13 protein-coding genes and 1 tRNA gene are annotated in these 19,284 nt (G+C 48.1%); 9 read left to right on the forward strand and 5 right to left on the reverse strand.

The window, feature by feature from the left end:
* Positions 1–994: 994 nt before the first annotated feature.
* A complete protein-coding gene (locus HMPREF0670_RS14155) occupies positions 995–2,167 on the forward strand; it encodes a sensor histidine kinase (RefSeq protein WP_044078390.1) in 1,173 nt (390 codons plus the stop codon).
* 77 nt (positions 2,168–2,244) lie between these two features.
* Here the strand turns inward: HMPREF0670_RS14155 and HMPREF0670_RS14160 are convergent.
* From HMPREF0670_RS14160 to HMPREF0670_RS14175, 4 genes are all read right to left on the reverse strand, one after another.
* Positions 2,245–2,326 (reverse strand) — tRNA-Leu (locus HMPREF0670_RS14160).
* A gap of 190 nt (positions 2,327–2,516) precedes the next feature.
* A complete protein-coding gene (locus HMPREF0670_RS14165; RefSeq protein ID WP_009231834.1) occupies positions 2,517–3,536 on the reverse strand; it encodes a S41 family peptidase in 1,020 nt (339 codons plus the stop codon).
* Positions 3,533–4,453 (reverse strand): DUF3316 domain-containing protein, encoded by a 921-nt coding sequence (locus HMPREF0670_RS14170; RefSeq protein ID WP_009231835.1) that lies wholly within the window; start codon positions 4,451–4,453, stop codon positions 3,533–3,535. The genes HMPREF0670_RS14165 and HMPREF0670_RS14170 overlap by 4 nt, the downstream gene beginning before the upstream one ends.
* Positions 4,443–7,181 (reverse strand): DNA gyrase/topoisomerase IV subunit A, encoded by a 2,739-nt coding sequence (locus tag HMPREF0670_RS14175; protein ID WP_044078391.1) that lies wholly within the window; start codon positions 7,179–7,181, stop codon positions 4,443–4,445. Before HMPREF0670_RS14175 ends, HMPREF0670_RS14170 begins: the two co-directional genes overlap by 11 nt.
* Before the next feature lie 1,016 nt (positions 7,182–8,197).
* Here HMPREF0670_RS14175 and HMPREF0670_RS16520 point away from each other — a divergent pair.
* From HMPREF0670_RS16520 to HMPREF0670_RS14220, 8 genes are all read left to right on the forward strand, one after another.
* Positions 8,198–8,401: a hypothetical protein gene (locus HMPREF0670_RS16520; protein ID WP_044078393.1), complete on the forward strand. Its 204-nt coding sequence runs from the start codon at positions 8,198–8,200 to the stop codon at positions 8,399–8,401.
* Between the two features lie 593 nt (positions 8,402–8,994).
* Positions 8,995–10,536, forward strand: a complete 1,542-nt coding sequence (locus HMPREF0670_RS14190) for a glycine--tRNA ligase (protein WP_009231837.1) — start codon at positions 8,995–8,997, stop codon at positions 10,534–10,536.
* A 2-nt stretch (positions 10,537–10,538) separates the two neighbouring features.
* A complete protein-coding gene (locus HMPREF0670_RS14195) occupies positions 10,539–11,162 on the forward strand; it encodes an FKBP-type peptidyl-prolyl cis-trans isomerase (RefSeq protein WP_009231838.1) in 624 nt (207 codons plus the stop codon).
* A 308-nt stretch (positions 11,163–11,470) separates the two neighbouring features.
* The gene (locus HMPREF0670_RS14200; RefSeq protein WP_009231839.1) at positions 11,471–12,340 is read left to right on the forward strand and encodes an electron transfer flavoprotein subunit beta/FixA family protein; all 870 of its coding nucleotides are present in this window, start codon (positions 11,471–11,473) and stop codon (positions 12,338–12,340) included.
* Between the two features lie 291 nt (positions 12,341–12,631).
* Entirely contained in the window at positions 12,632–13,648 is a 1,017-nt protein-coding gene (locus tag HMPREF0670_RS14205; protein WP_009231840.1) for an electron transfer flavoprotein subunit alpha/FixB family protein, read from the forward strand.
* Between the two features lie 43 nt (positions 13,649–13,691).
* Positions 13,692–14,057, forward strand: a complete 366-nt coding sequence (locus HMPREF0670_RS14210; RefSeq protein WP_009231841.1) for a four helix bundle protein — start codon at positions 13,692–13,694, stop codon at positions 14,055–14,057.
* Positions 14,058–14,123: 66 nt separating this feature from the next.
* Entirely contained in the window at positions 14,124–15,833 is a 1,710-nt protein-coding gene (locus HMPREF0670_RS14215) for an acyl-CoA dehydrogenase family protein (RefSeq protein ID WP_009231842.1), read from the forward strand.
* A 404-nt stretch (positions 15,834–16,237) separates the two neighbouring features.
* Positions 16,238–17,251 carry a virulence RhuM family protein gene (locus HMPREF0670_RS14220; RefSeq protein ID WP_009231843.1) on the forward strand — a complete coding sequence of 338 codons (1,014 nt, stop codon included), beginning with the start codon at positions 16,238–16,240 and terminating at the stop codon, positions 17,249–17,251.
* A gap of 164 nt (positions 17,252–17,415) precedes the next feature.
* Here the strand turns inward: HMPREF0670_RS14220 and HMPREF0670_RS14225 are convergent, their stop codons facing one another.
* Complete coding sequence (locus HMPREF0670_RS14225; protein ID WP_044078400.1) at positions 17,416–18,315, reverse strand: diaminopimelate dehydrogenase; 900 nt, start codon at positions 18,313–18,315, stop codon at positions 17,416–17,418.
* Positions 18,316–19,284 lie beyond the last annotated feature (969 nt).

Consider the following 19,284-nt stretch of genomic DNA (forward strand, 5'->3'; position numbering starts at 1 on the left):
TGAAAATCCTTATTAACAACCTTATTATCTTACCTTAAACTAATACCCAATAATCCTGAAAAATCAATCTTACCTATCTATACCTAAACCTAAATATGTATTGTTCCCTGAAAAGTCAATCTCTTGTCTTACCTTTGTCTAATACTTTTGAAGTCTGTTCTACCTTTAATCTTATTTACCTCAATGTTTGCTATATACCTAAATGTCTATCCTTATCATCAATCTCTCAAATATACCTCATATTACAACTAAACCTTTTATTTATGTTTGTACATACTTTTTCCTTCAAAGGTCGCCCCTTACAACAGGGGCGAGTTCGTTCTCCTGCTACAATCTAATCGCCTCTAAAAGCAATACCTTCTACCTAAACAAATTGGATCACTCCAACAACTAAACAATCTTCAATTTTGTACTTAACTAAACACCTACTTGTTTCTATTCTCTCAAACCTCTCACATTTGTTCATTTTAATCCGTATGATTGTGATTAGTTTTCTTTTTACGATGCAAAGGTACTAGTGTTTGCGCAAACAGCCAAGAGAAAAAACATGTTTTTCATCATAAAACAGCCCTCTTTTGATGCTAATCAAGCACTAGTGTGTCCGCACACAAGGGTAAAATTGGCCATAAAATACGCATAAATATAACAAAATGAGCTGGTTACGAGATTGATTTCTCTAACTGTTAATTAAACCAAATATCTTTCACCAATTATAAAAATTCGGCCGAAAATATCCTCAATCGAAAGCAAGGCATAGTGAAATGCCGAAAAAACGCGCTGCACGGTTTCGAAAATCGCCCCCTTTCGTCCACCAAACGCAACTTCTAAACGATGCAACCCTACATCCAAAAGCCGCCAACACAGCGCACCAACTACACCATCCAAGCACCCAAATACAGCAAAATCGCCGCGGCATAACGCAGCCTTAATGAAACGAAAAGCCGATAGAACACGCCGCCACACAATATATATATAAGAAGTGCGTTATGAAAACATGCAATGGACAGACAGAATTAGGCAGGTAAAAATCATACTGGTGATTGCCGCAACCATCATCGTTACGGCCTCACTGGTGGTGTCGCATGTGCTAACACGCGACCTCGAAACCGAAGAACGCCACAAAATGGAAATATGGGCAGAGGCTATGCGCACGCTAAACCAAGCCGACGAGAACACCGACCTGAACCTGGTGCTGCAAGTTATCAACGCCAACAACACCATTCCGGTGGTGGTGCTGGATGCAAAAGGCAAGCCGCAGACGGCCCGCAACATCAACCTAAAAGGCAAAACGGGGGAAGACAGCGTGCTCTTGGTTAGCAATATGGGACAACGACTGCTTGCCGAGGGGCGGTTCATCCGCATATCGCTCAACGATTCTATCAAAAGCGAATACATCGACGTGTGCTACGACGACTCGCTGATGCTGCAACGATTGGCCACTTACCCCTACGTGCAGCTAGGTATCGTGCTGGTTTTCGTCATGGTGGCCATCATTGCCTTGCGCACTTCTAAGCGAGCAGAGCAAAACAAGGTGTGGGTGGGACTGTCGAAAGAAACGGCTCACCAGCTGGGAACGCCCATTTCGAGCCTTATGGCATGGACGGAGGTACTGAAAGAAACACATCCCGACGACGAACTGATACCCGAAATGGAGAAAGACATCAGTAGGTTGCAGCTGATTGCCGACAGGTTTTCTAAGATTGGCTCACTGCCCGAGCCTGTTCCTTCTAGCCTGAACGACGTTTTGGCACACGTTGTGAGCTACATGGACAAGCGCACACCCAAACGCATCACCCTTAAAACGCAATTGCCCGAAGAAGACATCATCCTTAACCTTAATGCCTCGCTCTTCGAGTGGGTTATCGAAAACCTTTGCAAGAACGCGATGGATGCAATCGGCGAAAGCGAAGGTTGCATCACGCTAAACGTGCAAAAAACAGCCCAAAAAGTACTTATCGAAGTGAGCGATACGGGCAAAGGCATCCGCAAAAAAGACATCGCCAACGTGTTCCGCCCTGGGTTTACCACCAAGAAACGCGGCTGGGGACTGGGGTTGTCGCTTGCCAAACGCATCGTGGAAGAGTATCACAAGGGCAAAATCAGCGTGAAAAGCTCGGAAGTGGGCGTGGGAACGACTTTCCTTATCGAACTAAGGACGGGGCGATAAGGATCATTCTAGGACCAGAATTGCGGGAACAAAAAAAATCCCGACCGCTCTAAATGGAACAGTCGGGATTGCCGTTGTGCGCCTGATAGGACTCGAACCTACACGTCGCGAAACACTAGATCCTAAGTCTAGCGCGTCTACCAATTTCGCCACAGGCGCGATTTGCGGTGCAAAGTTAGTGATTTTTTAGGGGCAAGCCAAATTTTTCGCCGTCTTTTTACGCTTTTCTCGCGTGCGCGCGTATCATATTATGGTGTAGGACGCCAGACAAAAGCATATTCTACCCCGTTTTCATTGCTATTGGCCTGCCTTATTTACCACTATTCGAGAAGCTCCTTTCCGCACGCTTTTACTTCGCCAACAGCTTTCGGGCGTATTCAATAAGCGTGTCCCTACCGCGTGCCTGGTCCGTAGGTTTCATGCCTACCTGATGCGTTGGGGCGATGCCGAACTCGGTATCTTTCCCATCGCGGTCGTACATAGGACAGGCAGAGAAACGCACTATCCAGCCGTTGGGCAGCTCACTAGAAAAAGGTAGCCCCGCACCGCCGCCCGTTCTGTCACCCACAATGGTTACTTGGGGCAGACACTTCATGTATTTCACAAACTCGTTGGCTGCACTGTACACGCCGCGATTGGTGAGAACCACCACTCGTTTTTGCCACCTAAGCCCCTTAGAGGGTTTAAGTATCTGCTGCCGACGGGGCGAAAAATCGTTATGTCCGCGTCCCGTCTTGTGCTGCATGTAGCCCACCAGCACCTCTTCGTTGGTAAAACGGGCCGCAAGAGCCTCAGCACTGGTCACCATTCCGCCGCCATTCTCGCGCAAATCTATAATCAGTCCGTTGCAAGGAGCGAAGTAAAGCAAGATGCGGTCGAGGTTTCCTGCCCCGAAATCGTTCACGAACGTGGCGCAACGCAGGTAAGCCACGTTGTCGTTAAGTATGCGATACTTCATGCCGGCCGCAATCTTGTAGTCTTTTCCGAGGTAAAGTTTCAGCACGTTCTCGCTGAAATGGGTGGGATAATCTTCTTTCCACGACCAATCCCGGCCCACATCAAAGGGCGCATAGAGGTTAACGTGCCCGTCTTTAAGTTCGCCTAGCATGTTGGTCAGCACCTCAAAGGTTTGCTCCTCGGTCATTTGGTCGTCGAATTGGGGTGCATATTTGTTGTAAACGGCATGCCAATCCAAACCATATTCTTGCTGCTTATAGTCGAAAAAGCAATAATGTTCGTCGATTATTCGCCACAAAGCCTCGAAGTTTCCACGCGGATTGTTATCGTATTGCTCTACATCAACACAGGCGCCAAGCAAGCCCCACGCCGCCATTAACGGCAAAAAGAAGTATAACAGCTTTCTTTTCATGGCGCAAGTTTGATGAGGGTGAAACGTTTAACAAGGCCAATCACCACGCCATGTGTATAGACATGGGTTTTCAATCCATTGACTCGCGACTGCTGGATGTCGCCCATATAGCCCAAACGAACGGTTGAGCGCAAGAGCGGAAAGTCGACAGTGAGCATCTGCCGCAAGGAAGGAGCAGAGCCAATAGTGGTGGGGACGATGTTGTTGTCGTAGTTTCCTTCTGAGAATATCTCGTAATACGACTGGCCATAGTTGGGCGAGAACATCACGCCAAGCAGGGGTACGGCCACTTCGTAACGCAAGAGCAGGGATATGCTGCCCGCCCTAAGCTTGTAACTGGCCACTGCCGAGGGTGCAAGATGCAGAAACACACGCCCCTGAGCAGGGTTGTTGGAGTTGTGGGTGTTGTAGATAAAGCCCACATGGGTTTCTACCCTACCCCCTACTTGCAACTGCAAGCGGTGGTCCAGCCAATCAAAGCCATAGTGCAAAGCATAGTCAAAGCAGTACATGCCCGCTATTTCGTTGCCACTTCCTGCCCTATTTTTAAGGTAAGCCACGTTTCCCGTGTGCGTGATGAGCTGCGAAAGACGGCGTCCTTCGCGCTCGCGCTGGGTCTGCGAGATATAACGGAGGTCGGGACCTGTGTAATGTTCGGGCGAAAGATAAGTGTCTAACACCTGCGCCCGGCTGATGCCCAACATGCGTGCAGTGGTAGTTATCTTGCGATTGGTGGGCAATGTCGGGTCTTGATAAAGCTCGTTTTGCGCCTGCGCCGTGGGGCTAAGGCACAACAAAAGCAGGCAAAGCACCCACCCTGCCCACGCCCATTGGCGAACGTTGGCACAGGTAAAGGTTTCGCTTGCGTGTGTGGCCACAGTCTGAATGCGCCACAAGGGGGATGCACTAAGGTTCATCTTGAAAAAGACTTGGTTGTTCTGGACTGGCCGTAGGCTTGATACGGGGCGACGAAGAGACGGCAGACGGCGCGCTTTCTGCACCATCATTGCCTTGTTCTCCATTGTCTTCAGGCTCTGGTTCGGGTTCGGGGAAACGTGTAGGCTCCAGTTCTTCAATGTGGTCTACATGCGAAGTGGTGATGCGTTTACCCTTAGCCTTGAACCCTTTAACGCCAACAAAGTCTTCAATGTCAATCTCCATGGGCGCACGGTCTTTGTCGCTACCGCCGAACACCACCTTAATGCGCGGGTAAGGCTGGTCGGACAGGAAGAGAAGTTCGCTCTTGGGGTTGTCGCCAAGGAAACTTTGCTTGCGCTTAGAGCCCTCCATCGTGAAACGTTTGACGTAAGCGAACTTGTCATTGTCGGCATCGCGCACCACGGCACTCCACACTTTGTTCTCGTCCCACTTCTCAATCAGTTTTAAGTTGTCTTCGTAATGGTTGTTCACATCGAAGTCCGAGAGATAGAACTCGCAGTTATCCAGCACCACAAGTATAGAGTCGTTCTCGTTAAACTCGCCCAGCAGTCGGCCGTGGTCGTCGTAATTAATGCGTTTCACATCGGGGTCGAACCACACTTTACGGCCTCCCAATGTGCTGTGTCCCGCTTCGAGCAAGCCTATTTTCTTCACCGGACGTTTGCAAATGATGTTTCCACGCGAGGTTCTCGCCTTGATAATCACCTTCGAGAAGTCGAAATCCACGATACATTTTTTGCGGCTTGGGGGTGCTTCCGGTTCGAGAATAACCCGTATCGTCTCGGCCTCGCCGTTGGGATTGGCCGTGAAATAAACCACTTTCGAACCCGCTGTGCCTTGCGTAAGGTCGTATTCGCGGTCGCGCGTTGCGCTGGTGATGTTGAAACGTTTGATAAAATAATGGCCTTCCTTGCCGTCGCGATACACAATATTATAAGTGGTGCGTCTGTCGTTGCGCTTATGCACCTGCACATGCAACACGTTTTTGCCCACGAAAATCTTATCGGCCACGCGCATTATCTTATACTTGCCGTCGCGATGGAACACCAGAATGTCGTCGATGTCCGAGCAATTGCACACAAACTCGTCTTTTTTCAACCCCGTTCCGATAAATCCCTCGCGACGGTTGATGTATAGTTTCTCGTTGGCCTCAACCACTTTGGTGGCCTCGATGGTTTCAAAACTCTTTATCTCGGTTAGTCGGGGGTGGTCCTTTCCGTACTTATCAATCAAGAATTTGAACCATTTGATGGTGACGTCCGTCATGTGTGCCAAGTCGTGGTCAATGCCCGCAATCTCTTCTTTGATACGTGCCAGCAACTCGTCGGCCTTATCTTTGCTGAATTTAAGTATGCGCTGCATCTTTATTTCCATCAATCGCATGATGTCTTCGCGGCGCAATTCGCGTATGAAGTTGGGCTTGAAGGGCGTCAGTCGGTTGTCGATATGCTCCACGGCAACGTCCATATTCTCGGCATTCTCAAACTTCTTGTCTTTGTAAATGCGCTCTTCGATGAATATTTTCTCAAGCGAAGAGAAGAAAAGCTGCTCCAACAGTTCGTCTTTCCTTATCTGCAATTCCATCCTAAGCAGCCCCATCGTGCTGTCAACGTTATGGCGCAACACCTCGCTTACGGTGAGGAAGCGCGGCTTGTTGTCTTCGATGACACAGCAGTTGGGCGAAATGTTAATCTCGCAGTCGCTAAATGCGTAGAGTGCATCAATGGTTTTGTCCGACGAAATGCCGGGGGCGAGGTGCACTTGTATCTCCACTTCGGCCGCCGTATTGTCGTCTACGCGTTTAGCCTTTATCTTCCCCTTGTCCACCGCTTTAAGAATAGATTCGATAAGCGTGGTGGTGTTCTTGCTGAAAGGTATCTCGCGGATAACAAGTGTCTTGTTGTCCAGTTTCTCAATCTTGGCGCGCACCTTGATAGAGCCGCCCCTTTGTCCGTCGTTATATCGGCTAGCATCAATCGAACCGCCCGTGGGGAAGTCGGGAAACAGCCTAAACGGTTCGCCTTTAAGATAATGTATGGCCGCCTGGCACAGCTCGCGCATGTTGTGCGGAAGGATTTTGGAACTTAGTCCAACGGCAATTCCCTCCGCCCCTTGCGCCAAAAGCAAGGGGAACTTCACGGGCAACGCGATGGGTTCTTTGTTTCTTCCGTCGTAGCTAGCTTGCCATTGCGTGGTTTTGGGATTGAAAACGGTGTCGAGCGCGAACTTAGAAAGCCGCGCCTCGATATAACGTGGGGCGGCAGCGCGGTCGCCCGTGAGTATGTTTCCCCAGTTTCCTTGCGTGTCGATAAGCAGGTCTTTCTGTCCCATCTGCACAAGGGCATCGCCGATAGAGGCGTCGCCGTGGGGGTGAAACTGCATGGTATGGCCCACAATGTTGGCCACTTTGTTGTACCTTCCGTCGTCCATGCGTTTCATCGAGTGCAATATGCGGCGTTGAACCGGTTTCAAGCCGTCGGCGATGTTAGGCACGGCGCGTTCCAAGATAACGTACGAGGCGTAGTCGAGGAACCAATTTTGGTACATGCCACTAAGGTGATGCACCGCCGAGGCATCGAAGCGGTCGGCGGGTTTGTAGTCGGAATGCGTTTCAACGCCCTCTTCCTCGTTTTCGTCTTGTTGCTTTTCGTCGGCCATGTCCAGGCCTTCTTCCAGTTCGTTCGGGTCTTTTATTTCGTCGTCCATAGTGTGAGTTTCTCTTTTACGTTCCATAATAAACATGAAACAGGTACACTAGCCAGTTTTATTCAGCATCATGCAAAAATACAAATAAAACTTGGATTAGCCGTGTTTTATCGCCGCCAATTAGTTATTTTGGACACTTTTTACCGTTCAAAGCCACTATTAGCCTACACTTTTTTGATGTTTCTTGCTATTCTTCCATTACTTTTGGAATGATAGAAGGACTACTTTTGCACCACATCCTTTTCTTAGTTGCAGCAAAAACGCCAGGAACAAAAACAATGGGGCATTCATGCCCACTGAGGTCGGCTTGTCTTTTAGCCTTTCTATAAATTGAGAGGAGTTTGTTGTGTTTGCTTTGTAAAACCCAGATAAACAACCTTCTTCATGTACGAAGTGCTGAACTAAGATACGATAAAACCAGAAATTCTGCCCCATTTGCCGGTGGAAAAACATGGCTATGTCTCAAAAAGATAATTAGGCGGAAGTTCTTTCAGTGCATTCTCTACAAGTTGAAAGCATCTTACCAGTGGCACATAATGAGGAGAAAGTCAAGACGACCTTATTTATGTTCCTTATGTTCTTATGTCAGAAATGGACGTATTTATGTCAAAACCCGAAAGACGAACGATTAACCCGTTCACTTATCCACTTGCCTTCTTGGTAACTTGTCTACCCGTCAGCCTGAAACGTTGTCAACTTTTCAGCGTAAATTTTAACACTATCAGTGCCCTTTCTGCGCACCAACCGCCCACCTTGCCGCAAAAAATCGATTCTCGCGAAGGTTTGTTTTGATGCAAAAAAGGGTTAGCATGTGCATGCGACAAAATGAATATTTATTTCCAGACACCGCCTTTTGCACCCATTTTGGGGCTATTTGCAGCAAAATATAGTGCATTTTGGTGCTAAATGGCGTGCAATATGCCGCTAAATGCAGTGCGTTTTGGTACTAAATGCAATGCGTTTTGCTGCAAAACGCAAGGTAAAATGCAGCAAAATGCGGCGCTAAATGCCGCTAAATGCAAGACGAAAAGTATAAAAATCCACTACAATTGCATAAACAAAACCTTTCAGAGCCACGAAAAACAGGGCTGAAAAGGGCAAAACACCCATCAAAAGGTGGGGTTTTAGGGGCTAAAAGTGGGGAATTTGGCGTGAAAAATAATGAGTTGACAACCAAACTAGAAAGGCGAAATGGTGCAAAATGCAGGTTCTTTGCCTAAAAATAGACAAAACAAAAGGCGCGAAACACTAGAAAAAGCGACTTTTTACCTACTTTTTAACCTAAAATTTCGCTAGAACAGAGTGAAAATTGGAGCAATATTGTAAAATAAATAATAACGATTTAAGATTTTGAGTTGGTGAGTTGGTGAGGTTATGAGTTTTTGAGTTGATAAGTTTATGGGCTCTTGGGTTTGTAAGTTGATGAGTTGATGTGTTCGGGAGTTGTAGGGTTTTCGTGAGTTTATAATACAGTGAGTTGACTTGTCCTACTCTTCGTACATGAGAGATGTGTCTATCTTGGTTTTACAGTACAAAGACAACAAACTCCTCTCAATTTATAGAAATATTAAAAGTCAAGACAACTTCTTTTCTTTGGGCTCTGTTTTCGTGCACCTCGCATCGTGAATGGGATGTTTTTAAGCACCTTGTTTCCTTCTCCTCACACAGCGTTTTTCTCGCAACACCAATATCCGAACAAACCCATCATTGTTGTTTACCCCCACCTAAAACGCTGATTTTAACGCCCCAGTTCGCCTTCTATCAGAAATAATGTGTAACTTTGTGCCACAAATAAGTAAATAAGAAAAAGACAATGGCACAAGAAGACGTTTTCAAGAAAATAGTTTCGCACTGCAAAGAATATGGGTTCGTGTTCCCCAGCAGCGACATTTACGATGGGCTGGGAGCCGTTTACGACTACGGACAAAACGGCGTTGAACTGAAAAACAACATTAAGGAGTATTGGTGGAAGAGCATGGTGCTGCTGCACGAGAACATCGTGGGCATCGACTCGGCCATCTTTATGCACCCAACCATCTGGAAAGCTAGCGGACACGTGGACGCTTTCAACGACCCCCTTATCGACAACCGCGACTCTAAAAAACGCTATCGTGCCGACGTGCTGATAGAAGACCAAATTGCCAAATACGAAGAAAAGATAGATAAAGAGGTGGCTAAGGCTGCCAAAAAGTTCGGCGACAGCTTTGACGAGGCCATGTTCCGCCAAACCAATCCACGCGTACAGGAACACCAAGCCAAGCGCGACGCACTGCACGAACGCTATGCGCAGGCCATGCAAGGCCCTAACTTGGAAGAGCTGAAACAGATTATCGAGGACGAGGAGATTGTAGACCCCATCAGCGGTACAAAGAATTGGACCGACGTTCGCCAGTTCAACCTCATGTTCTCTACCGAAATGGGCTCGCTATCCGACGCCGCCAGCAAGATTTACCTGCGCCCCGAAACGGCACAGGGCATTTTTGTTAACTACCTGAACGTGCAAAAAACGGGGCGCATGAAAGTGCCCTTCGGCATCGCCCAGATAGGAAAGGCGTTCAGAAACGAAATTGTGGCACGCCAATTTATCTTCCGCATGCGCGAGTTCGAGCAAATGGAAATGCAGTTCTTCGTTACGCCCGGCACCGAGCTAGACTGGTTCCACAAGTGGAAAGAAACGCGTATGAAATGGCATCAAGCATTGGGATTTGGTGCTGAAAACTATCGTTTCCACGACCACGAAAAGCTGGCGCACTATGCCAACGCCGCATCCGACATTGAGTTCCGCATGCCCTTCGGTTTCAAAGAGGTGGAAGGCATACACTCGCGTACCGACTTCGACCTCTCGCAACACGAGAAATTTTCGGGCAAGAGCATCAAGTACTTCGACCCGCAAACCAACGAAAGCTACACGCCTTACGTTATCGAGACCAGCATCGGCGTAGACCGCATGTTCCTTTCGGTGATGTGCCACGCCTTCGAAGAAGAGAAGTTGGAGAACGGCGAAACGCGAACCGTACTGAAATTGCCCGCTGCACTGGCACCCGTTAAGTTGGCCGTGCTGCCGTTGGTGAAGAAAGACGGGCTGCCCGAAAAGGCTCGCGAGATTGTAAACAACCTGAAATTCAAGTTCAACACGCACTACGACGAAAAGGACACTATCGGCAAACGCTATCGCAGACAAGACGCCATTGGTACGCCCTACTGCGTAACGGTTGACCACGACACGCTGACCGACAACTGCGTTACGTTGCGTTTCCGCGACAACATGCAGCAAGAACGCGTGAACATAGACCAACTAGAAAACATCATTGAAGACAAAGTGAGCATCACCACCTTGCTCAAAAAACTGCAATAACCATGACGAGAAAAAGCTTTTTATTGATGGCCGCGGCCGCATTTATGGCCTTTGCCTTCACCGCATGCAGCGAAACGGACAACGCGGCAGACGACTTCCCCAACTGGCAAGCCGCTAACGAGGCCTATTTCGACAGCATATATAATGTGGCGAAGGCCAATACCGCCCAATGGCAAGTGATACCTAGCATCACGCTACCCAAGGAGGCGGTGAAAAACAAGACCGACAACGTGGCCGCAGAAGTAATCAATGCGGGCGAAGGGAGTGACCGCGCATTTCAGAACGACACGGTGCGCGTGATACTGCAAGGCCGACTTAAAGCATCTCCAAGTTATCCGCAAGGCAAGGTTTTCCACCAAACCTACGTGGGAAGTGACGACAACACCACGGCCAACGCCGCTAAACTGGCGGTGAGTTCGGTTGCGCCAGGTCTGCAAACGGCATTGCAAAACATGCCCGTAGGTGCCAAATGGCGCGTGTACGTGCCTTACCAACTGGGTTTTGGCTCGGCAACAGGGAGCGGAACCATTGCTCCTTCGCTAAGCAAAACAGTATCTGTGCCCCCTTACTCTACGCTGGTTTACACCGTAGAAGTGGTGAGCATCATTCGCCAAGGGCATAAATAAGGCCGCATAACCTTCTTAGGGTGTGTTCTATAAGTTCCTTACAGCGTGTATAACATGTAAAGGGGGATTTATAGAACACACCTCATTAATATACGCGCGCGCATGAGACACGTACCAACATTATACGCGCCGACACGCTTCCACTGGCTGCTAACGCCTGCAACAGCTCTCGCTAGAAGCACTTAACGATGCTTGTTAAACAGCCACACACAGCCCCTCTTACGTTTTTTTCGTTTCATTTCTTTTGCCATAAAGCAAAAAAAGTGTACTTTTACAAGCAGAAATCACATTATATTACTATAAAATCTATGAGTTTGAAAATCGTTGTACTTGCCAAACAAGTACCAGACACGAGAAACGTGGGCAAAGATGCCATGACGGCAGAAGGCACGGTGAACCGCGCAGCCTTGCCCGCAATCTTTAATCCAGAAGACTTAAACGCATTGGAACAGGCTCTGCGCCTTAAAGAACAGCACCCTGGCTCTACCGTTGGCGTGCTGACGATGGGTCCTCCACGTGCAGGTGAAATCATCAGACAAGGACTTTACCGCGGAGCAGACACGGGTTGGCTGCTCACCGACAAGCTTTTCGCCGGTGCCGACACGCTGGCCACATCCTATGCCTTGGCTACAGCCATCAAAAAGATTGGCGATGTGGACATCGTTATCGGCGGACGACAAGCCATCGACGGCGACACGGCACAGGTTGGACCGCAGGTGGCACAGAAATTGGGCCTTAATCAGGTTACATACGCCGAAGAAATACTGAAAGTTGAGGATGGCAAGCTAACCATTCGCCGACACATCGACGGCGGTGTTGAAACGGTTGAGGCACCCATGCCTTGCGTGGTGACGGTTAACGGAAGTGCTGCCCCATGCCGTCCTTGCAACGCTAAGCTGGTGATGAAGTACAAAAACGCGCGTTGCCCCATGGAACGCAACGGCAAAGAGCCGCATCCCGAACTGTTCGATCTGCGCCCTTACCTCACGCTCAACCAATGGAGCGTGGCCGATGTGGACGGAGATGCAGCCCAATGCGGACTTAGCGGCTCGCCCACAAAGGTGAAGAGCGTGCAAAACATCGTGTTCCAAGCCAAGGAAAGCAAGACGCTAACGGCCGCAGACGCCGACATCGAGGCGATGATGAAAGAATTGTTGGACGAAAAGATTATCGGATAAGGGGAGGTAAAGTGAAAGAGAAGCCTCACCCCCAACTCCTCTCCAAGTGGAGAGGGGAGTGATATGCCTTGCGAATTAAAAGAAGAACAGAGCTTTTAAAGGTGAAAGGATGAAAAGATGCTACGCCATCAAAAGCCATTATGCTGTTTATGCCTTACCTTATGTCCTTATGTTCTTCTGTCTAAAATCCTGTGCTTTTGAAGAAAGCCGCAAAGCATTTGGCTTAACTCCTTAACTACATAACTCCTTAACTCCTCAAAAAACATCTCCTTCTTAAATTAAAGAACAAACATGAACAACGTATTTGTATATTGCGAAATAGAAGACACGACGGTGGCCGAAGTGTCTCAAGAATTGCTAACCAAAGGTCGCAGTCTGGCCAACGAGTTGGGCGTGCAACTGCATGCCGTGGTGGCTGGCACGGGAATTAAAGGCCATGTCGAAGGCCAAATCTTGCCTTACGGCGTAGATAAGCTTTTCGTTTTTGATGCCGAGGGGCTTTTCCCTTACACGTCGGCGCCACATACCGACATCCTGGTGAACCTCTTTAAGCAAGAGAAACCGCAAATCTGCCTGATGGGCGCAACGGTTATCGGTCGCGATTTGGGTCCGCGCGTGTCGTCGTCGCTTACTAGCGGACTTACCGCAGACTGCACCCAGCTGGAGATTGGCGACTATGATGACAAGAAAGCAGGCAAGCATTACGATAAGCTGCTGTACCAAATTCGTCCCGCCTTCGGTGGAAACATCGTTGCAACGATTGTCAACCCCGACCACAGACCACAAATGGCTACGGTGAGAAGTGGCGTGATGCAGAAAAAAGTGCTGGACGAAAACTATAAGGGAGAAACCGTTTATCCCGACGTTACACAGTACGTACAACCCGAAAGTTACGTGGTAAAGGTGCTCGACCGTCACGTTGAAGAGGCCAAGCACAACCTCAAAGGCTCGCCCATCGTTGTGGCCGGTGGCTATGGCGTAGGCAGCAAGGAGGGTTTCGACCTGCTTTTCAAGCTCGCCAAGGAACTGCACGGCGAGGTGGGAGCAAGTAGGGCCGCCGTTGATGCTGGTTGGGCCGACCACGATAGGCAGATTGGACAGACGGGTGTTACCGTTCATCCCAAGGTGTACATCGCTTGCGGCATCTCTGGACAGATACAACACATCGCCGGAATGCAAGACAGTGGCATTATCATCTCTATCAACACCAACCCCGATGCACCTATCAACAAGATTGCAGACTATGTTATCGTGGGCACAGTAGAAGAGGTGGTGCCAAAGCTGATTAAGTATTATAAAAATAAGTAGTAAGGTTGTAAGTAGTAAAGTAGTAAGCGGAGAATGCTTTGCGATGACACGAAGTTTTAAGGATCTTATTGTTTGGCAAAAGGCACACAGCTTTGTTGTACTTGTGTATCAAGCAACGAAGAGTTATCCTAAGTTCGAGTTGTTCGGCTTGTGTTCTCAATTCCAAAGGGCGGCAGTATCTATTCCCGCCAACATTGCCGAGGGATATAGAAGAGATGGGAAGGCAGACAAACTGCGTTTTCTTAATTTCGCCCAAGGCAGTCTTGAAGAATGTCGCTACTACATTCTGCTTTCAAAAGACCTTTGCTATATCAATATCGAAACGTATGACTTATTAACAACGAGTATCGAGGAGACAAGTAAACTATTGAACGCCTATTATAAAGGCGTAAAGGAGCATATGCCATAGACAAAGGGCAACACCTCCTAACTTACTACCTTTACTCCTTTTCTCCTTACTCCTTTTTAAAAGATTATGGCAAATTACTTTTCGGACTCTCCCGAGTTGGAGTTCCACCTTCATCACCCATTGATGAAAAGAATTGTTGAGCTGAAAGAGCGCAACTTTGAAGATAAAGATAAATACGACGACGCACCCGTTGACTACGACGACGCCATCGAAAACTATAAGCAACTGTTGGAAATAACGGGCGACATCACCGCTAACGTTATCGAGCCAAACAGCGAATCGGTTGACGAAGAGGGTCCGCACCTCGTCGACGGACGCATGGTGTATGCCTCGAAAACGTTCGAAAACCTCGACGCCACGCGCAAAGCTGGCCTGTGGGGCATCTCTATGCCACGCCGTTACGGAGGTTTGAACCTCCCAATAACGCCTTATTCTATGGCATCGGAAATGATGGCGACGGCCGATGCGGGTTTCCAAAACATCTGGAGCTTGCAAGACTGCATCGAAACGCTGTACGAATTCGGCGACGAAGAGCAGCGCAAGAAGTACATTCCGCGCGTTTGTCAAGGCGAAACGATGTCGATGGACCTCACTGAACCCGATGCGGGCAGCGACTTGCAAAGCGTTATGCTCAAAGCCACCTACTCGGAGAAAGATGGTTGCTGGCTTATCAATGGCGTAAAACGCTTTATCACCAACGGCGATTCCGACATCCACTTGGTTTTGGCGCGCTCTGAGGAGGGCACAAAAGACGGTCGCGGACTGTCGATGTTTATCTACGACAAGCGTCAAGGCGGCGTTACCGTGCGCCATATAGAAAACAAACTGGGCATACATGGCTCGCCAACGTGCGAGTTGGTGTACAAAAACGCAAAGGCCGAACTATGTGGCGAAACGCGTTTGGGCCTCATCAAGTACGTTATGGCACTGATGAACGGTGCCCGTTTGGGTATCGCCGCACAGAGCGTTGGCGTGTCGCAGGCCGCCTATACCGAAGGATTGAACTACGCTCGCGAACGTAGACAGTTTGAAACAAACATCATCGACTTCCCCGCCGTGTACGACATGCTCGCGCGCATGAAGGCCAAATTGGATGCAGGACGTAGCATTCTCTACCAAACGGCACGCTATGTTGACGTTTATAAAGCGCTCGACGACATCGCACGCGAACGCAAACTTACGTCCGAAGAACGTGCCGAGCAAAAGAAATACATGCGCTTGGCCGATGCCTTCACACCGCTGGCGAAGGGTATGAACTCTGAATACGCCAACCAAAACGCCTACGATGCCATACAAATTCATGGCGGTTCGGGCTTCATCATGGAGTATAAGAGCCAACGCCTCTATCGCGACGCACGCATTTTCTCTATTTACGAGGGCACAACGCAGTTGCAAGTGGTGGCCGCCATTCGCTATATCACCAACGGAACTTACCTCGGCATCATGAAAGAGATGCTCGAAGACGAGGTGGCCGAGAACTTACAGCCACTTAAAGAGCGTGTGGCCAAGCTGGTGGAACGTTACGAAGAGAGCGTGAACAACGTGAAAGAGTGTGGCAACCAAGATAGGCAAGACTTCCTTGCACGTCGCCTTTACGAGATGACTGCCGAGATTTTCATGTCGTTGCTCATCATTGCCGACGCATCGAAAGCTCCCGAACTCTTCGAAAAGAGTGCCAACGTGTATGTTCGCCTTACCGAAGAGGCGGTTATCGGCAACCATGCTTTCATCGTCAACTTTAAGGTGGAAGACTTGGAATACTACAAATCGTGCTAAAAAGCATTCCCCATCCACAACCTCGCCTAATGGCGAATGAGGGGCAATATGCCTGTTCTGACCCAGCTTAACGGGAAAGGCGCGACCTAGTGTTCCACTTCTCCGACACTTAGTGGGGAAGAAAAACACGGTCTTACCCCTGCCGTTCTCCATGAGAAATGAGGCGTAATGACTTTCATTTCAAGCCTAATTACATCACGGGGGACTCAGCGCATAGTATTTAAAAGGTGCGTGTTGCCACTTGTAGGTAACACGCACCTTTCATTGTAGCAGTCAGCTTAAAGCACATTGCAGCTCCATTCACAATCAAGCATAAGCAACTCTGAGTAATAAAAAGGACATGTTTGCCAATAAAAAGATGATTCGTACCATATATTCATAGAACCACCACAACAACAAAACCAATGAAAGATAAAAAAACCAACAACCACCTCATCATCTACCAAGACGACAACGGCTTGGTGAAAGTGAATGTGCGCTTTGCCGATGAAGACGTATGGCTCACACAAGGGCAATTGGCGGACATTTACGACACAACACAACAAAACATCGCCCTACATATCAAGAACGTCTATGCTGATGCTGAATTGGAGGAGACGGCAACTCACAAGAAATACTTGTTAGTTCGACAAGAAGGCGGTAGAACCGTACAGCGCAACATCGACCATTACAACCTAGACATGATTATAGCCCTGGGTTACAGAGTGCAATCACAAGTTGCAACCCGCTTTCGTCGATGGGCAACCGAACGACTACATGAATATATACAAAAGGGCTTTTCCATGGATGACGACCGACTGATGCAAGGGGGTAACCGTTACTTCCGTGAATTGTTACAACGCATCCGCGACATCCGTGCTTCGGAGCGTAACTTCTATCAGCAGGTGACGGACATTTACGCAACTTCGGTGGACTACGACCCACGTACCGAGCTCACACATACGTTCTTCGCCACGGTGCAAAACAAACTTCACTACGCCGTACACGAACACACCGCCGCGGAAATCATCTTCGATCGGGTTGATAGCGACAAACCTCTAGTAGGCATGACCAACTTCAAGGGCGACTATATCACGAAAGACGATGTGAAGATTGCCAAGAACTATCTCACGCAAAAAGAGCTGCAACGACTTAACCTACTCGTATCGCAATTCCTAGACTTTGCCGAATTTCAGGCACTTGATGAACATCCCATGCGAATGGTAGACTGGATAACCGCTCTTGACAACCAAATTCTATCCCTGCAACGCACTGTGTTGGAAGGGAAAGGCCGTATATCACACAACGAAGCGATAGAAAAGGCTGAACGAGAATTTGTCATCTACCGTCAAAGGGAAATGGCACGGCTCGAAAGTGATTTCGATAAAATGGTGAAACGGTTTCCTAAGCGAGGGCAACATCCTACAAAAGAAGAATAGAAGCACTGGTGCTAACATTTATTTGTTGCAGTCCACCCTCTTGAGCTGCAACAATAAAAAAGGACATGCTACCAACGAATGGTAACACGTCCTTTTTATTTTCGATGGGCAAACAAGGCTATTTTTTTACCTTTTCACCCTTTCACCTTTTCACTCTTTCACCTTTAAACCATCTGTCCAATCAGCTCTTCCCTATCCCCAGGCAGCATATCAATAACAGGAATCTCAACCATAGTATAGCATCCAGGCTGCAAACGCATGGAGGCGCGAGCCACATTAACCAACACCTGCGCCGTTAGTGCGGGGTTGTTGATGCTCATATCAAAAGAGAAATGCTGGTTTTGGGTCTTTCCGCTAACGCCTTTGCGCACCAAATGAACGCCATGACCCATGTCGCGAACCTCGTCTACCGACTTCACTGCAAACACATGCGTCTCGTCGTTAGCGAAATACGGGTCGGCCTTTACCTCTGCGGCCACATCTTCAAGTCGTGCGCCATCCTCCAATTCCACATAAACCATCCTGCGATGAATGCCTTCGCCCAGAGGGATAGTCATCGAAAGCGCATTCTTAACCCCCTTCTTACTGCGCACGCACACGCTGTGTCCCATGCTCATGCCAGGTCCGAAGTTGGTGTACGACAAACCTTTGGGTGCCAAACTCTGCATCAACATGCGCACGATAGAGTCTGAACCAGGGTCCCATCCTGCCGAAATAACGCTCACTCGGCCATGTTCCTTACACACAGGCATCAGTTCCGCACGATAGTTCAATATGTTCGTGTGGATGTCAAAGCTATCCACCGTGTTTATCCCCATAGCCAAATACTTCTTCGCGTATGTCGGACACTCGCGCGTTGGCAAAGCCAAGATAGCCACATCCACATCATGTAGTTCGGCAATGTCACTCACCACGTTGTACTTTTCCAACTCCATCGGCCTTTCCTTAGCCCCTTGCCGCCTTACGATACCAGCCACTTCAAAGTCGGGAGCCACCTCCAACGTCTGCAATGTATATTGCCCAATGTTGCCATAGCCCACTACGGCCGCTCTAATCTTTTTCATATTCTTAAATGTTTGTATTGTTATCATTCTGTTTGTCGCCAACAGGCGATGTAACAAACAAACGCCAGCTGCGATCTACAAAAGTAGTGCATTACAATGAAATAACGGCAAACAAGCCAACAAAAAAACACCCTTCGCTATGCAATTTGCGTTAAAACGTGCACAATCTTAACCTATATCAACGAAGTAGTCTTGACCTTCAATATTTCTAAAATTGAGAGGTGTTCAGGATAAGCCAACTCACTGGCTTATAAATTCACAAAAGCCCAACAACTCCCGAAGACATCCATTCACAAGCTCAACAATTCACAAACGCCACAATTCACAAACTCATCAACTCAAAAACTCATCAACTCAAAAACTCATCAACTCAAAAACTTAAATTGTTATCTTTTATTTTACATCACCGCTCTAATTTTCGCTCCGTTCTAGCGAAAATATAGGCCATAAAGTAGGTAATTTGCCACTATTTCTAGTCTTTGGCACCTTCCAATATGTTCAATTTTAAGAAAAAGACCTGCATTTTGTACCATTTAGCCCTTCTAGATTGGTTGCCAACTCATGATTTTTGCAGCCCAAAAACCCACTTTTAGACCCCCAAACCCCACTTTTTAACCACCATTTTACCCTTTTTTGCCATGTATTTCATGGTTCTTTAAGGTTTTGTTTATACCATTACGGCGCATATTTATTCTTTTCGTCTTGTATTTAGCACCATATTGCACTGCATTTAGCACCATTTCATCTTGCGTTTAGCATCAAAACGCACTGCATTTAGCACCAAAACGCACTGCGTTTTGCAGCAAATTGCACTGCGTTTTGCAGCAAATTGCAGTACATTTAGCCGCAAATAGCCCAAAATGTGGTACAAATGGCAGTCTTTTTAAATAAAAATTCATTTTACTGCATTCACAGACTAACCCCTTTTTGCATCAAAACAAACCTTCGCGAGAATCGATTTTTTGCGGC

The organism is Prevotella sp. oral taxon 317 str. F0108 (assembly GCF_000162415.1).
GTDB lineage: Bacteria > Bacteroidota > Bacteroidia > Bacteroidales > Bacteroidaceae > Prevotella > Prevotella conceptionensis.

Excerpts from the sequence above, each read along its gene's own strand:
- HMPREF0670_RS14225 (WP_044078400.1), bottom strand. The coding sequence starts at position 18,315 with ATGAAAAAGATTAGAGCGGCCGTAGTGGGCTATGGCAACATTGGGCAA.
- HMPREF0670_RS14155 (WP_044078390.1), top strand. The coding sequence starts at position 995 with ATGCAATGGACAGACAGAATTAGGCAGGTAAAAATCATACTGGTGATT.
- HMPREF0670_RS14210 (WP_009231841.1), top strand. The coding sequence starts at position 13,692 with ATGACACGAAGTTTTAAGGATCTTATTGTTTGGCAAAAGGCACACAGC.
- HMPREF0670_RS14220 (WP_009231843.1), top strand. The coding sequence starts at position 16,238 with ATGAAAGATAAAAAAACCAACAACCACCTCATCATCTACCAAGACGAC.
- HMPREF0670_RS14175 (WP_044078391.1), bottom strand. The coding sequence starts at position 7,181 with ATGGACGACGAAATAAAAGACCCGAACGAACTGGAAGAAGGCCTGGAC.
- HMPREF0670_RS14200 (WP_009231839.1), top strand. The coding sequence starts at position 11,471 with ATGAGTTTGAAAATCGTTGTACTTGCCAAACAAGTACCAGACACGAGA.
- HMPREF0670_RS14170 (WP_009231835.1), bottom strand. The coding sequence starts at position 4,453 with ATGAACCTTAGTGCATCCCCCTTGTGGCGCATTCAGACTGTGGCCACA.
- HMPREF0670_RS16520 (WP_044078393.1), top strand. The coding sequence starts at position 8,198 with ATGCAAGACGAAAAGTATAAAAATCCACTACAATTGCATAAACAAAAC.
- HMPREF0670_RS14190 (WP_009231837.1), top strand. The coding sequence starts at position 8,995 with ATGGCACAAGAAGACGTTTTCAAGAAAATAGTTTCGCACTGCAAAGAA.
- HMPREF0670_RS14205 (WP_009231840.1), top strand. The coding sequence starts at position 12,632 with ATGAACAACGTATTTGTATATTGCGAAATAGAAGACACGACGGTGGCC.
- HMPREF0670_RS14195 (WP_009231838.1), top strand. The coding sequence starts at position 10,539 with ATGACGAGAAAAAGCTTTTTATTGATGGCCGCGGCCGCATTTATGGCC.
- HMPREF0670_RS14215 (WP_009231842.1), top strand. The coding sequence starts at position 14,124 with ATGGCAAATTACTTTTCGGACTCTCCCGAGTTGGAGTTCCACCTTCAT.
- HMPREF0670_RS14165 (WP_009231834.1), bottom strand. The coding sequence starts at position 3,536 with ATGAAAAGAAAGCTGTTATACTTCTTTTTGCCGTTAATGGCGGCGTGG.